Below are 13,688 nucleotides of genomic sequence, written 5' to 3'. Positions count from 1 at the left end.
TTTAAAAGTCATAGTTCCACTTTATCAGAAAAAAAGAAAGTGAAAAAGAAGGAATTGAAGCGCTTACATAGAAGTGGTACAGTATGACAATTTTTTTAGCCATGAAAGGGGTATACACAATGAAAAGAATTTATCAGTCAGCATCTGATGCTGCTGCTATTTTAAAAGATGGAGATACATTAATGGCAGGCGGATTTGGCCTGTGCGGAATTCCGGAAAAACTGATCCTGGCGATCAGAGACAGTGGAGTGAAAAATCTGACTGTCATTTCGAATAATTGCGGAATCGATGACTGGGGATTGGGTCTCCTGCTGCACAATCACCAGATTAATAAAATGATTGGATCTTATGTGGGTGAAAATAAAGAGTTTGAGAGGCAGGTTCTGTCAGGTGAACTTGAAGTAGAGCTAGTACCACAGGGAACATTAGCTGAAAGAATCAGAGCCGGGGGCGCTGGAATCCCGGCATTTTTTACACCGGCAGGCGTGGGCACACCAATCGCTGAAGGAAAAGAAATCCGTACTTTTGAAGGAAAGGAATATGTGATGGAGCGGGCTTTAAAAGCCGATGTAAGCATCGTAAGGGCGTGGAAAGGCGATCACATGGGGAATCTTGTATATAGAAAGACAGCACGAAATTTTAATCCAATGATCGCAGCAGCCGGTAAATTTACAATTGCAGAAGTTGAAGAGCTGTTTGAAACCGGACATCTTGACCCTGATCATATTCACACACCAAGCATTTATGTGCAGGGTCTATTACAGGCCGATCAGGAAAAAAGAATTGAAAGAAAAACAGTTTCTGCCGGAGGTCAAACAAATGGATAAGCAAAAAGTGAGAGAAACAATTGCAAAACGTGCCGAAAAAGAAATTAACAATGGTGATTACGTGAATCTGGGCATCGGTATGCCCACATTAGTAGCAAATCATTTATCCCAAGGGAAAGAGGTCGTTCTCCAGTCTGAAAATGGCCTGCTGGGTATTGGTAAGTATCCAACAGAAGAAGAGTTGGACCCTGATTTAATTAACGCTGGAAAAGAAACTGTTACTGCGATTAAGGGTGCTGCTTTTTTTGACAGTGCAGAGTCTTTCAGTATGATCAGAGGCGGCCATGTTGATGTGGCAATATTGGGCGGCATGGAGGTATCTGAAAATGGAGATTTGGCAAACTGGATGATACCGGGTAAAATGATCAAAGGTATGGGTGGCGCAATGGATCTGGTTCACGGTGCGCGAAAAATTATTATCATCATGGAACATGTCAGTAAAAATGGAAGTCCTAAAATTCTGAACGAGTGTTCTTTACCACTGACTGGTAAAGGTGTGGTGGACCGGATTATAACAGAACGTGCGGTAATAGAAGTTACCTCATCAGGATTAGAACTGACAGAGGTTGCTGAAGGTTTCACAGTTGATGATATTATACATTCCACTGAACCGGAGCTTCGCATTGCTGAAAATCTCAAAATGAATGCCTTCTAAGCGGGAGGGAAACGAATGAAAAAAAATAAGAATGACAGGGAAGCTGTCTTGAAAGACGCTCTGAATGAACAGACGCTTGAAAAACTGAAAATGCTTAAACAAAGTGCTGTTGAAACAGAAGAACAAAATAAAAAAGAAGCAATAGCAAAAAAAGAAGAAGATAGAAAATTGCGTGAGAAAAACAAATCATTTGAGGACTTGCTGAACGAAAGCAGCCTTGACTGGAAGAACTATAAAAAATGAGGTGCAGCTGCACCTCATTTTTTATCGTCTGTGACGCACATGATCACCTGTGTTCTGTGTACCCATCTGCTTTAGTGAAAGACTTTAACATTTCCAATTCTTCTCTTGAAAGCGGGGACTGATTCATTGCTTTAATGTTATCAATCACCTGCTCAGGAGAACTTGCTCCGGCAATAATTGTAGAAACTTCCGGATGGGCTGCATTAAATTGAAGTGCAAGTTCTGTCAAAGAACGGCCGTGAAACTTTTCAGTTAACGCAGTTAACAGTTCTTCCAATTCAGCATTGGAATAATGAACAAAACCATCCTTACCGGGACCGGCAAGCTTGTCTTTATAGTTAGGTGATAGCAATCCTTTTGCAAGAGGACCTCTTGTGATGACCGATACGTCATTTTCATTTAATACTTCAAAAGCCTGCTCTTCCGGTCTGCGGTCAAGCAGGCTGTATTGCATCATGTTGGAGACAGCAGAAGATCTTGGTGCGTACTCTCTGATCACGTTAGGTCGTATGGAAGAGAAACCGTACGCTCTGATCAGACCTTCCTGCTTCAATTCATCAAATGCTTCAATTGTTTCATCTATCGGATCGTCGAGTGTCCCGCCGTGCAGCTGGTAAAGGTCAATATAGTCCGTCTGCAGTCGCTTCAGGCTGTTCTTAACCTGTTCCTTTATGTAGAACTTGGATGGATCCCAGAACCAGCCGCTTTTATCGTCATTCGCCCGGTTTCCAACCTTGGTCGCAATAAGGACTTCACTCCTGATTGATTTTAAAGCCTGACCAACGATTTCTTCGTTGGTGCCGTAATCATATAAATCAGCTGTGTCAAAATAATTGATCCCGTTGTCATAAGCTGTTTTAATAATCTTTTCCGCATTTGCAGCATCATTCCCTAAAGACATACAGCCGAGACCGAGCAATGAGCTTTCAAGCGGTGAGTGTCCAATTCTTCTTTTTTCCATTATCATTCTCCTCTCTCTAATCATATTCTCTAATTTATCCCCATTCAAACAATGCATAAAGCAAATGCCTCTAATCATTGTTACAATACAATAAAAGAGGAGTGAATAAGGTGAAAAAATTCGAAGAAAAAACAATCTCAAACAATGTGTTATTTGAAGGGAAAATTATCAGCTTACAAGTCGAAGACGTAGAGCTGCCAAACGGTAAAACATCAAAAAGAGAAATCATCAAACATCCGGGGGCAGTTTGTGTCATTGCAAAAACGGAAGATAATAAGCTGATTATGGTTGAGCAATACCGGAAAGCATTAGAACGTTCTATCGTTGAAATTCCAGCCGGTAAACTTGAGCCCGGAGAAATGCCGGAAGTAACTGCAGAAAGAGAGCTCGAGGAAGAAACGGGTTATGGATGCAGTGAACTGACTCACTTAATTTCTTTTTATACTTCACCTGGATTTGCTGACGAGTTAGTGCATGTGTATAAAGCAGAGGGGCTTTATAAGATTGAGGATGCTCATGATACAGATGAAGACGAATTCGTTGAGTTATTGGAAGTAACGCTGGAAGAAGCAGAGGAAATGGTGCTGGATCAGCGAATCTATGATGCTAAAACGGCTTACGCTGTACAATATTTGAGACTGGAGCAATTGAGAAAACTTACATAGAGATTAACTTCCTGCATACAATGGATGTGCAGGGAGGGAAGCCGCATGAAGACCAATATCAGCAGCGCAATTTTACACTATATTTCAAAACACATGGCTTACTATACGTTTATTTTGATATTACTTTCAGGCGGGACAGCAGCAGGTGCACTTCTGGTTAACATCTATGCTCCTTTGAATATTATGCCAGCTGTTCATCTTGATACCCAGCTGAATGGTCAGATCTTTAGTGCGCTAATGATAGATTTAGTGCTCCTGTTATTTATATGGACTTCCGGTTTTACGTTGGCCGGTTTACCGATTGCATGGTTTTTAATTTATATGAAAGGCTGTCTCTTTGGGTTTGCATCTGGCATGTTGTTATATGAAAAAGGTCTCTCCGGGCTGGGACATGCTGCCATTATATTGCTTCCTCACAATATGCTGATGATGTCTGTCTATGTTGTACTGGGAGCGGAGTCATTAATATTAGCTGGCCAAATATGGAAAGGCATTGGTGCAAGGCAGCCATTCGTTTATACCATTCGTAATATGGGGACCGCATACTTGTTTTTATTGGGCGTATCAATTGCAGCTGCCGGTTTTGCTGGGATGATAGAATATTATGTTCCAGGCTTCTTAATTAAAATATTTATTACATAATAATAAGTATTTTATAATAAAGGTATAGTGTATTAATTAATAATGATTATTGTTTGCAAATAAAGAACCGTTTGATATAATATTGATGATATTGTGAGGGAGGGGTAAGCGTGGAAAACAGGATTGACAGAATTAAAAAACAACTTCATTCAGCAAGCTACAAATTAACCCCTCAGCGTGAAGCGACACTCAGGGTGCTACTTGAAAACGAAGCTGATCACCTCAGTGCAGAAGATGTCTATCTATTAGTGAAAGATAAAGCGCCTGAAATAGGGCTCGCTACTGTATATCGAACACTTGAACTGTTGTCGGAATTGAAAGTGGTCGATAAAATCAATTTCGGTGATGGTGTTTCCAGATACGATTTACGAAAGGAAGGTGCAGCACACTTTCATCATCACTTAATCTGTTTGGAATGTGGTGCTGTTGATGAAATTCAGGAAGATTTACTTGAAGATGTCGAAGAAATTGTAGAGCGTGACTGGAAATTTAAAATTAAAGATCACCGCCTGACATTCCACGGTGTTTGTCATAGATGTCAGGAATAGAGACGAAACCATGCCTTATTGCATGGTTTTTATTTATTTTTAATATAAGTATTTGTTTTTTTCCAGTTCATAAGATGACTTTGCATCATCTAACCATTAAAATAAAAGTGAAGCGGGGTGAGGGAATGAAAGAGCATCTGCAGGATTTTATACAATATATGATCGTTGAAAAAGGTTTGTCTAAAAACACGATTCAATCCTACGATAGAGATTTGAAGAGCTACATTGAATACTTAATGAAAGTTGAACAGCTTCATGGGATCTGTGATGTTCAGAGGCTGCATGTCCTTCAATTTTTTCAGCATTTGAAACAGCATGGGAAATCAGCAAAAACGATCGCAAGACATACTTCTTCAATCAGGTCGTTTCATCACTACCTTATGCGTAACAGAATATGTACACAAGACCCGACAGAGCACCTGAATACCCCGAAATCCGAAAAGACATTGCCGAAAGTGCTGAATATTGAAGAAGTGGAGGCTCTGCTGGAAAGCCCTGATATGACGAAAAAAAGCGGCTTGAGGGATAGAGCAATGCTTGAAGTGCTCTATGGAACAGGTATGCGTGTAAGTGAACTGATCAACCTGAATGCGGATGACGTGAACCTTCAAATGGGGTTTGTAAAGTGCAGAGGGAAAGGGAATAAAGAGAGAATTATTCCGATTGGTAAAACTGCATCAGAAGTCATTGAACAGTACATTCAGCAAGCCAGAAATAAAACACGCAAGCCTGGTGAACAGGCATTGTTTCTTAATCATCATGGGAAAAGACTAAGCAGACAGGGTTTCTGGAAAATTTTAAAAGGTCTTACGGATAAGGCAAGAATTGAAAAAGACCTTACACCTCATACACTCAGACATTCATTTGCAACACATTTGCTTGAAAATGGAGCAGATCTGAGGGCTGTACAGGAAATGCTTGGGCATGCAGATATTTCAACCACACAAATATATACACATGTTTCTACTAAAAGGATAAGAGAAGTTTATTCTCAGTTTCACCCGCGCGCTTAATGCCCGGTAAAATAAGTTGTCAGACTTCAGACGTATCTCTTGTCACGTTAGACATAGTATAGGTACAATAAATATAGTTAAAGTTATCGAAGGAGGAAGATTTGATGAAGGATATTCGATTTAAGCGTGTTCATCTGGTAGTAATGGACTCAGTAGGTATTGGTGAAGCACCAGATGCGGAGGCATTTAATGATAAAGGTGCTCATACGCTTGGACACATAGCAGAGCATATGAATGGGTTGAAAATGCCTAATATGGCAAAGCTTGGACTATCAAATATTGAAGAAGTTAAAGGTATTGAACCTGCTTCAGAGCCACTTGCAAAATATACTAAAATGCAGGAAGCGTCTGTCGGAAAAGATACCATGACAGGGCACTGGGAGATTATGGGTTTAAATATTGATACACCATTTAAGGTTTACCCTGAAGGATTTCCTCAAGAGCTGATTCAGGCGCTTGAAGAAAAAACCGGACGTAAGGTAATCGGTAACAAGCCGGCAAGCGGGACAGCAATCCTGGATGAGTTGGGCGAAGAACATATGAAAACCGGTGCTTTAATTGTCTATACGTCAGCCGATCCGGTTCTGCAAATTGCTGCACATGAGGAAATTCTTCCAATTGAGGAGCAATATAAGATTTGTGAAATTGCACGGGAACTGACGCTTGATGAAAAATATCTGGTCGGCCGGATTATTGCTCGACCATTCGTTGGAAAGCCTGGGGCATTCAAGCGTACATCGAACAGACATGATTATGCTTTAACACCTTTTAGTCGTACTGTTATGAATGAACTGAAAGACGAGAACTATGATGTGATCGCGATTGGTAAAATTTCTGATATTTATAATGAAGAAGGTGTGACAGAATCGATCCGTACTTCAGATAATATGGACGGTATGGATAAGCTGATTCAAACTTTCGATAAAGACTTTACAGGCTTGAGCTTTTTAAACCTTGTGGATTTTGATGCACTGTTTGGCCACCGACGTGATCCACAGGGGTATGGTGAAGCACTGGAAGAGTACGATCAGAGACTTACTGAAGTATTTGAAAAAATGACAGATGATGACCTGCTGATTATCACGGCTGACCATGGTAACGACCCGATCCACCACGGCACCGACCATACGCGTGAATATGTTCCATTACTTGTATACTCACCTTCAATTGAAAAAGGTGGGGAAATTCCTTTACGTGAAACATTCGCAGATATCGGCGCAACAATTGCTGAGAACTTTCAGGTGAAAGCGCCAGAGTTTGGCAAGAGCTTTTTAAATGATTTATTAAAATAAATTCCTCGTCATTCTGCATTCAGGGCAGCTGAGTCCCATAACGGCTGTCCTGAACGCTGACAAATAAAATTGAAATGAGGCAGCATAATATGAGAATGGTAGATATTATTGAAAAGAAAAGAAATGGTGAAGAACTCTCTACAGAAGAAATCAAATATGTCATTGACGGCTATACGAACGAATCAATTCCTGACTATCAGGTAAGCGCTCTATTGATGTCGATCTATTTTGAAGGTATGTCACAATCTGAACGTGCTGATCTCACCATGGCAATGGTAGAGTCCGGTGATCAGATTGACTTATCTGCTATTGAGGGAATTAAGGTAGACAAGCATTCAACTGGCGGTGTGGGTGACACGACTACATTAATTCTCGGACCTCTTGTTGCTGCAGTAGGTGTACCTGTTGCGAAAATGAGTGGACGGGGTCTGGGACATACAGGCGGCACGATAGACAAGCTTGAAGCAGTACCTGGTTTTCATGTTGAATTAACAAGCGAGGAATTTACCCGTCTTGTCAATGAAGAAAAACTGGCTGTCATTGGCCAGAGTGGAAACCTGACACCGGCTGATAAAAAGCTTTATGCACTTCGTGACGTGACGGCGACTGTCAATAGCATTCCGCTTATTGCTTCATCAATTATGAGTAAAAAAATTGCAGCCGGTGCAGATGCGATCGTACTTGATGTAAAGACTGGCGCAGGAGCGTTCATGAAAGATGAAGCTCAGGCAAGAGAGCTTGCAGAAGCAATGGTTAAGATCGGCAACAATGTTGGTCGTCAGACGATGGCCGTTATTTCTGATATGAGTCAGCCGCTTGGGTTTGCAATTGGAAATGCACTTGAAGTAAAAGAAGCAATTGATACGTTGAAAGGTGAAGGACCTGAGGATTTAACAGAGCTTTGTTTAGTGCTTGGAAGCCATATGGTTGTGCTTTCAAAGAAAGCCGAAACGCAGGAAGAAGCCAGAAAAATGCTTGAAGATGCGATTGAAAGTGGAGAAGCTCTGAATCGTTTTAAGGCATTTCTCTCCGGACAGGGCGGCGATGCTTCTGTCGTTGATGATCCTGCAAAACTTCCACAGGCAGCGCACAAAATCGAACTTCCTGCTAGAGAAAGCGGCCAGGTCAGCCGAATCATTGCTGACAACGTTGGTACTGCAGCGATGTGGCTTGGGGCAGGGAGAGCGACAAAAGAAAGCGAAATCGACCTGGCAGTCGGCCTGATGCTTAAAAAGAAAGTGGGAGATGACGTAAAAGAAGGTGATTCTCTCGTAACGATCTATGCAAATGACTTAACAGAAATTGAAAAAGTAAAAACAAAATTATACGAGAGTATTGAAATTTCTGCTGAAGGTAAAGCTCCGGCATTAATCGTTGATCAGGTTACAGGTAAATAAGAATGAATGTCGCAGCCCAGGCTGCGGCTTTTTTTTATGTATAAAAATAGCAGGAAATAGCAATCATAATAAAAACCTTTAAAGGGCGTGTGTGTGTTGAAGAAATTATTATGTCTGTCTTGCTTTATTATGTTTTTTTGTCTTCATTCACAATCCAGTGCTGCTGAACTTAACCTGGAGGATGTGAAGTCAGGCATTTTAGTAGACGCTGATACCGGGATGGTTTTATTTGAACGAAGCAGTAAAGAACAGCTACCGCCGGCATCTATGACTAAAATCGGAACACTGCTTCTCATAATGGAAGAAATAGAGAACGGCAGACTGACCTGGGAGGAAGAGGTTACAACAAGCAGCTTTGCAGCTGGAATGGGCGGCTCACAGATTTATTTAAAACAAGGCGAAAAAATGACAGTAAAGGAATTAGTTAAAGCGATCTCAATTGCTTCCGCAAATGATGCGTCAGTTGCAATGGCAGAACATATTTCAGGAACAGAAGAAGCTTTTTTGAAGCAGCTGAATAATAGAGTAAGCGAGCTGGGATTAAAGGACACACAGTTTAAAAACGTAACAGGATTACCTGAGGAAGGCCATGTAAGTTCTGCTTATGATATGGCAATGCTTGCAAGGGAATTGCTTGAATATGAAGAAATCACTGATTTTACAGGCACTTATGATGATTATTTAAGACAGGAGACAGACCCTTTCTGGCTCGTAAATACGAATAAGCTGATTAAATCTTATCCAGGTGCAGATGGATTGAAAACTGGCTATACAAGCGAAGCAAAATATTGCCTGACTGCTACAGCGAAGAGAGGGGACATGCGTCTGATCACCGTTATTTTTGGTGCACAGTCTTCACAGGAAAGGAATCAGCTGACAGCAGAAATGCTGAATTACGGGTTTACAAATTATGTAACGAAAACGTTTAACAAGCAAGGCGAAAAACTGGCAGAAGTCATTGTAAACAAAGGTACACCTGAAAAAATTGAAGCTGTACTCGAAAATTCATTGCAAGTCGTTGAGAAAAAGAATGAAAATGCGACGTATAACAGAAAAGTCGTCATGCAAAAAAATTTGAAAGCACCTTTAAAGCAAAGTGAAATTATAGGCTATGTAAAGGTCCTAAAAGATGATGCTGAAGTTTCGAGGGGGTTATTAGTTTCGAAGCAGCCTGTTGAAAGATCATCCTGGTCAGCATTATTTATGCGCACATGGAAAAAATCATTTTTTGCAAATTAAGTCGAAATACTACTTCTTTTTACTAGTATTGTCACCTTGCAGGATTAACAGGGTTCAATCGTGAATACTCCGGATTACAGCTGTTGGAAAAAGTTGAACAGCTGAAGAAGGAGGAGTAGTAATGGCATGCAGAGTTGAAGCTGAGGTCAAGGGAAGTGTATTACTGCTAAGGATGAGCGGGGAACTGGACCATCATGAAGTTGGGCCTATACGTAAGGAGCTTGCCGATCTTATGGAGAGTGATTCTATCAGGCATATCATTTTGAACCTGGCAAAACTTGAATTTATGGATAGTTCAGGTCTCGGCTTAATACTGGGAAGGTATAAGTATTTACAAAAAATAGGCGGAAATATGGTGCTGTGTGCGGCTACACCGACAGTAAAGCGTCTATTTGAAATGTCCGGAATGTATAAAATCCTGATGGTTGAAATTTCTGAAGAGAGAGCACTGTCAAGATTGGAGGCAGTTCAATGAAAAACAAACTGACGTGTAATTTTTCGTCTATTAGTGAAAATGAAGGGCTTGCAAGAATGATTGCTGCGTCTTTTATCGCTCAATATGATCCAACACTTGGGGAGTTGAGCGATATTAAAACTGTAGTGTCTGAAGCTGTCACGAATGCAATCATCCACGGCTATAACGAGGAAGGATTCCATGAAGTTTGTATGAGGCTTTCAATTGACAATAGAATTCTCACAATCGAAATAGAAGATCAGGGGAAAGGGATTAATGAAGTCGACCAGGCGATGCAGCCCCTATATACGTCAAGACCAGATATGGAAAGATCAGGTATGGGTTTTACGATCATGGAACATTTTATGGACAAAGTGGAAGTGCATTCATCTCAAAGTCGCGGGACTGTCGTAAAAATGGTGAAACAGCTTTCCGCTGTTAAAGCCAATTGTATGTAGGGGACCCCCGGATGAGTGTAAATTCTATTAATCATGATGAGGTTCGTGAGTGGATTAGACAGAGTCAAAGTGGAGATCAAAAAGCAAGAGACAAAATGGTCGAGCAAAATGTAAGGCTGGTCTGGTCGGTTGTTCAGCGATTTCAGCATCGTGGATATGAATTGGATGACTTGTTTCAAATCGGAGCAATAGGTCTTTTGAAAGCAGTTGATAAATTTGATCTTTCTTATAATGTGAAGTTTTCCACTTATGCTGTTCCAATGATCATTGGAGAAATCCAGAGATTCTTAAGAGATGACGGAACAGTTAAAGTAAGCAGGTCAATCAAAGAGCTTGGATACAAAGTAAGAAAAGCCAGAGAACATTTATCAGCCACCTTAAATAAAGTGCCATCTCTATCAGAAATTTCAACCTATCTTGAGGTGCCTGTTGATGACATCATTTTAGCTCAGGAGGCTTCCAAAGCGCCTTCATCAATACATGAAACTGTGTATGAAAGTGAAGGTGATCCAATTACACTTTTAGATCAGCTTGCTCAGCAGGATGACGAGTGGTTTAATCACATTGCGCTTAAAGAAGCATTGATGACATTGGATCACCGGGACAGAATGATCATATTTTACAGATATTTTAAAGACTGGACGCAATCTGAAGTGGCGAAAGAGCTGGGGATATCTCAGGTCCAGGTCTCACGTATTGAAAAAAAGGTGCTATCTACTATTAAAGAATGGCTGGAAGAAGAACAGAAGGTGTGAGAAAGGAGTTGAAGAGCGTGAAGGCTTATATTGAAATGAAATCGAAAGCATCATTGGCTGATGGTTCAATTAAACTCAGTGATATTGCAGATGTCTGGGCTTCTCCTGACCTCAAGGAAGCCCTGGAAAAAGAAGTGGTGCGACATGGGATAGACGGGCGATATTCAATCGTGACCAGTACTGATATTCAGCGGAAATATGAACTGATGTATCCTGAAATTGTCGTAACAGGCAGCACGTATACGGTCATAGAAAGAATAGAGTCAACACGCTCTTCAATCCTGCTATTAGGGCTGGTATGGATGCTGTTATTTACAGGCGCAGCATTGACAATCATGTATTTCCATGAAGATGTCAGCATGGCCGAAACACAGCTGGTCATTGTTAATATGCTTGGTACCAGTAACCCAAACTGGTTCCATATCCCTTATTCAATCGGAATTGGAGCAGGTATGCTATTGTTCTTTAACAGACTTTTAAAGAAGCGATTTAATGATGAACCGAGCCCTCTTGATATAGAAATTTTTAAATACGAAAAATCAGTTGAGGATTTCGTCAGATCCTCCGATGAAAAATTTTAAACAATGATCTCCAATGTTCTTGCTGCTTTTATTGGGATAGCGGCAGGTTTTGCAGTAGGCGGCGGATTTGTTGCTTTTATTTCAGTTCTCGGTGTATTGCCAAGAGTCATCTTATTATCATCACAAAAATCCAGGTTAAGAGTGATAGAATGGGCCCTTATAACTGGAGCGCTGTTCGGAACTTCAGTCATGTTCGTGCCCATCACTTTAAATGCTGCTATATTAACGCCTGTAGCTGGACTGTTTTCAGGAATATTTATTGGAATGATGGCAGCAGCGTTGACTGAAGTGTTAAATGTCATACCACTGATAACAAGACGTTTGAAAATTTCAGGAAGTCTTGAGTTGATTATCACGGCAATTATCGCGGGGAAAGTAGCCGGTTCGCTATTTTACTGGCTGATCTTTTTACCGGTATGGAAGGGTTGAATATAATGAATAAACTCCCTAAAAAAAATCGGGAATTAGACAGCAGGTTAAAAGAAGCCGGACTTGGTATCAGTTTTGATTTTATCGTCAGAAAAATAGATTTTGGCGATCATAGTATTAATATTTATGCGGTTAATGGATTGTGTGAAACCCGTTTTATTATGAAGGTGCTTGATGAATTAAGTGCTTTACATGAAGTTGATCGCCGGAAGAACTTCAAAGCACTTGTTGACCAACGAATCATTCATCATTCAGTGGAAGTTACGGACAAAGAAGATGAGTTAATCAGACAGGTTTTTTCAGGGTTAATTGCACTTAAAATTGATGGGGAAGAAGAATGCTTTCTCATCGATGTCAGAAGTTATCCGGGAAGGCAGCCTGAAGAGCCGGATACAGAAAGAGTGGTGCGTGGATCCAGAGATGGATTTGTGGAAAATATTATTGTTAACACTGCTCTGACTCGCAGGAGAATCAGGGATAAAGGCATGAGGTTTGAAATGCTGGAGATCGGTGAAAGGTCAAAAATGGATGTAGCAATCGGTTATATTGAGGGGATTGCAAATAAAGAGCTTGTCGATATAATCAAAAAAGAAATTGAACAAATTCATACAGACGGGTTGGTAATGACGGATAAATCTCTGGAAGAATACATTGTGAAACAGGGGTTCAACCCATACCCATTAGTACGTTTTACTGAAAGAGCGGATATCGCGGCAGAACATCTGTTAGAAGGTCATATTTGTATTTATATTGATACGTCCCCGAGTGTCATCATTGCCCCTTCTACATTCTTTCATCATGTTCAGCATGCTGAGGAATACAGGCAGTCCCCTGCAGCAGGTACAATGTTAAGGCTGCTAAGGTTTAGCGGGATTGTGGCATCACTTATTTTGCTCCCACTCTGGTATTTATTAGCGATTGACCCTTCGTTAAAGCCATTAGAATTGTCATTTATCGGTGTAAGGGAAGAAACTGCAATCCCTCTGATATTGCAAATTCTGCTGGCCGATATTGGTCTTGAATTTTTAAGGATGGCTGCAATTCATACGCCTACCCCTTTATCTACCGCAATGGGATTAATCGCGGCTGTATTAATCGGACAGATTGCAATTGATGTAGGTTTGTTCGTTCCTGAGGTTATTTTATATGTAGCGATTGCAGCGATCGGAACATTTGCGACACCGAGTTATGAATTGAGCATTGCGAATAAAACCGTACGAATATTGTTACTCATTCTAGTAGCTTTTTTTCATGCAAGTGGATTAGTAATAGGCATAACGGTTATGATCCTGTTCTTAGCACAAATGAAAGTATTTACTGTGCCGTATCTCTGGCCGCTTCTTCCGTTCAGACCTCTGGCTCTGCTGCAGATTATTACCAGAGTCCCGGTCACAAGTTCTGTACTGAGACCGATGGTAGTAAAAGCAGAGGATCGCATCAGACAAAAGCGAACCAACTAATGCATTGCATAAAAACGCTTTACTGTGGTAATGTACTTACTATCTATCAATGATATTCTGCAGTAAAGA

Annotated in this window: 17 protein-coding genes; 16 read left to right on the top strand and 1 reads right to left on the bottom strand. The window is 40.8% G+C overall.

The window, feature by feature from the left end:
- Window positions 1-119: 119 nt before the first annotated feature.
- The 3 genes from E2626_RS04855 to E2626_RS04845 are packed head-to-tail and all read left to right on the top strand — an operon-like array spanning window position 120 to window position 1,725.
- Window positions 120-827, top strand: coding sequence for a CoA transferase subunit A (locus E2626_RS04855; RefSeq protein ID WP_134380244.1), 708 nt, complete (start codon window positions 120-122; stop codon window positions 825-827).
- Entirely contained in the window at window positions 820-1,482 is a 663-nt protein-coding gene (locus E2626_RS04850; protein WP_134380242.1) for a 3-oxoacid CoA-transferase subunit B, read from the top strand. Before E2626_RS04855 ends, E2626_RS04850 begins: the two co-directional genes overlap by 8 nt.
- A 15-nt stretch (window positions 1,483-1,497) precedes the next feature.
- Window positions 1,498-1,725 (top strand): YqkE family protein, encoded by a 228-nt coding sequence (locus tag E2626_RS04845; RefSeq protein WP_134380240.1) that lies wholly within the window; start codon window positions 1,498-1,500, stop codon window positions 1,723-1,725.
- A 43-nt stretch (window positions 1,726-1,768) separates the two neighbouring features.
- Here E2626_RS04845 and E2626_RS04840 read toward each other — a convergent pair whose 3' ends face one another.
- Window positions 1,769-2,686 (bottom strand): aldo/keto reductase, encoded by a 918-nt coding sequence (locus E2626_RS04840; RefSeq protein ID WP_134380238.1) that lies wholly within the window; start codon window positions 2,684-2,686, stop codon window positions 1,769-1,771.
- 110 nt (window positions 2,687-2,796) lie between these two features.
- Between E2626_RS04840 and E2626_RS04835 the strand changes: the two genes are divergently transcribed.
- The 13 genes from E2626_RS04835 to E2626_RS04775 all read left to right on the top strand — a co-directional run bounded on the left by E2626_RS04835 (window position 2,797) and on the right by E2626_RS04775 (window position 13,619).
- Window positions 2,797-3,351 carry an NUDIX hydrolase gene (locus E2626_RS04835; RefSeq protein ID WP_134380236.1) on the top strand — a complete coding sequence of 185 codons (555 nt, stop codon included), beginning with the start codon at window positions 2,797-2,799 and terminating at the stop codon, window positions 3,349-3,351.
- A 45-nt stretch (window positions 3,352-3,396) separates the two neighbouring features.
- Complete coding sequence (locus tag E2626_RS04830) at window positions 3,397-3,993, top strand: stage II sporulation protein M (protein ID WP_166786740.1); 597 nt, start codon at window positions 3,397-3,399, stop codon at window positions 3,991-3,993.
- Between the two features lie 110 nt (window positions 3,994-4,103).
- The gene (gene fur / locus E2626_RS04825) at window positions 4,104-4,541 is read left to right on the top strand and encodes a ferric iron uptake transcriptional regulator (protein ID WP_134380232.1); all 438 of its coding nucleotides are present in this window, start codon (window positions 4,104-4,106) and stop codon (window positions 4,539-4,541) included.
- A 125-nt stretch (window positions 4,542-4,666) separates the two neighbouring features.
- The gene (gene xerD / locus E2626_RS04820; RefSeq protein WP_134380383.1) at window positions 4,667-5,554 is read left to right on the top strand and encodes a site-specific tyrosine recombinase XerD; all 888 of its coding nucleotides are present in this window, start codon (window positions 4,667-4,669) and stop codon (window positions 5,552-5,554) included.
- Between the two features lie 104 nt (window positions 5,555-5,658).
- On the top strand, window positions 5,659-6,846 hold the full coding sequence (gene deoB / locus E2626_RS04815; protein WP_134380230.1) for a phosphopentomutase: 1,188 nt from the start codon (window positions 5,659-5,661) through the stop codon (window positions 6,844-6,846).
- A gap of 89 nt (window positions 6,847-6,935) precedes the next feature.
- Window positions 6,936-8,243 (top strand): pyrimidine-nucleoside phosphorylase, encoded by a 1,308-nt coding sequence (locus tag E2626_RS04810; protein WP_134380228.1) that lies wholly within the window; start codon window positions 6,936-6,938, stop codon window positions 8,241-8,243.
- Window positions 8,244-8,336: 93 nt separating this feature from the next.
- Window positions 8,337-9,482, top strand: a complete 1,146-nt coding sequence (locus E2626_RS04805; protein WP_424955113.1) for a D-alanyl-D-alanine carboxypeptidase family protein — start codon at window positions 8,337-8,339, stop codon at window positions 9,480-9,482.
- 121 nt (window positions 9,483-9,603) lie between these two features.
- Window positions 9,604-9,957: an anti-sigma F factor antagonist gene (spoIIAA, locus tag E2626_RS04800; protein ID WP_134380224.1), complete on the top strand. Its 354-nt coding sequence runs from the start codon at window positions 9,604-9,606 to the stop codon at window positions 9,955-9,957.
- The gene (spoIIAB, locus tag E2626_RS04795; RefSeq protein WP_134380222.1) at window positions 9,954-10,394 is read left to right on the top strand and encodes an anti-sigma F factor; all 441 of its coding nucleotides are present in this window, start codon (window positions 9,954-9,956) and stop codon (window positions 10,392-10,394) included. Before spoIIAA ends, spoIIAB begins: the two co-directional genes overlap by 4 nt.
- An 11-nt stretch (window positions 10,395-10,405) precedes the next feature.
- Window positions 10,406-11,149 carry an RNA polymerase sporulation sigma factor SigF gene (gene sigF / locus E2626_RS04790; protein ID WP_134380220.1) on the top strand — a complete coding sequence of 248 codons (744 nt, stop codon included), beginning with the start codon at window positions 10,406-10,408 and terminating at the stop codon, window positions 11,147-11,149.
- Between the two features lie 17 nt (window positions 11,150-11,166).
- Window positions 11,167-11,730: a stage V sporulation protein AA gene (locus E2626_RS04785; RefSeq protein WP_134380218.1), complete on the top strand. Its 564-nt coding sequence runs from the start codon at window positions 11,167-11,169 to the stop codon at window positions 11,728-11,730.
- Window positions 11,731-11,733: 3 nt separating this feature from the next.
- The gene (locus E2626_RS04780) at window positions 11,734-12,159 is read left to right on the top strand and encodes a stage V sporulation protein AB (RefSeq protein ID WP_134380216.1); all 426 of its coding nucleotides are present in this window, start codon (window positions 11,734-11,736) and stop codon (window positions 12,157-12,159) included.
- 5 nt (window positions 12,160-12,164) lie between these two features.
- Window positions 12,165-13,619 carry a spore germination protein gene (locus E2626_RS04775; protein WP_134380214.1) on the top strand — a complete coding sequence of 485 codons (1,455 nt, stop codon included), beginning with the start codon at window positions 12,165-12,167 and terminating at the stop codon, window positions 13,617-13,619.
- Window positions 13,620-13,688 lie beyond the last annotated feature (69 nt).

The sequence above is a fragment of the Jeotgalibacillus salarius genome (assembly GCF_004405125.1).
In the GTDB taxonomy this organism is placed as follows: domain Bacteria; phylum Bacillota; class Bacilli; order Bacillales; family Jeotgalibacillaceae; genus Jeotgalibacillus; species Jeotgalibacillus salarius.
Note: the sequence above shows the minus strand (reverse complement) of the source record. Positions and strands in the feature narration are given on the sequence as shown.

Bases quoted from the DNA above. Each gene is read 5' to 3' on its own strand.
- E2626_RS04810 (WP_134380228.1), top strand. From the start codon at position 6,936: ATGAGAATGGTAGATATTATTGAAAAGAAAAGAAATGGTGAAGAACTC.
- spoIIAB (WP_134380222.1), top strand. From the start codon at position 9,954: ATGAAAAACAAACTGACGTGTAATTTTTCGTCTATTAGTGAAAATGAA.
- E2626_RS04840 (WP_134380238.1), bottom strand. From the start codon at position 2,686: ATGGAAAAAAGAAGAATTGGACACTCACCGCTTGAAAGCTCATTGCTC.
- E2626_RS04775 (WP_134380214.1), top strand. From the start codon at position 12,165: ATGAATAAACTCCCTAAAAAAAATCGGGAATTAGACAGCAGGTTAAAA.
- xerD (WP_134380383.1), top strand. From the start codon at position 4,667: ATGAAAGAGCATCTGCAGGATTTTATACAATATATGATCGTTGAAAAA.
- sigF (WP_134380220.1), top strand. From the start codon at position 10,406: ATGAGTGTAAATTCTATTAATCATGATGAGGTTCGTGAGTGGATTAGA.
- E2626_RS04850 (WP_134380242.1), top strand. From the start codon at position 820: ATGGATAAGCAAAAAGTGAGAGAAACAATTGCAAAACGTGCCGAAAAA.
- E2626_RS04845 (WP_134380240.1), top strand. From the start codon at position 1,498: ATGAAAAAAAATAAGAATGACAGGGAAGCTGTCTTGAAAGACGCTCTG.
- spoIIAA (WP_134380224.1), top strand. From the start codon at position 9,604: ATGGCATGCAGAGTTGAAGCTGAGGTCAAGGGAAGTGTATTACTGCTA.
- E2626_RS04855 (WP_134380244.1), top strand. From the start codon at position 120: ATGAAAAGAATTTATCAGTCAGCATCTGATGCTGCTGCTATTTTAAAA.
- E2626_RS04780 (WP_134380216.1), top strand. From the start codon at position 11,734: ATGATCTCCAATGTTCTTGCTGCTTTTATTGGGATAGCGGCAGGTTTT.
- E2626_RS04830 (WP_166786740.1), top strand. From the start codon at position 3,397: ATGAAGACCAATATCAGCAGCGCAATTTTACACTATATTTCAAAACAC.
- deoB (WP_134380230.1), top strand. From the start codon at position 5,659: ATGAAGGATATTCGATTTAAGCGTGTTCATCTGGTAGTAATGGACTCA.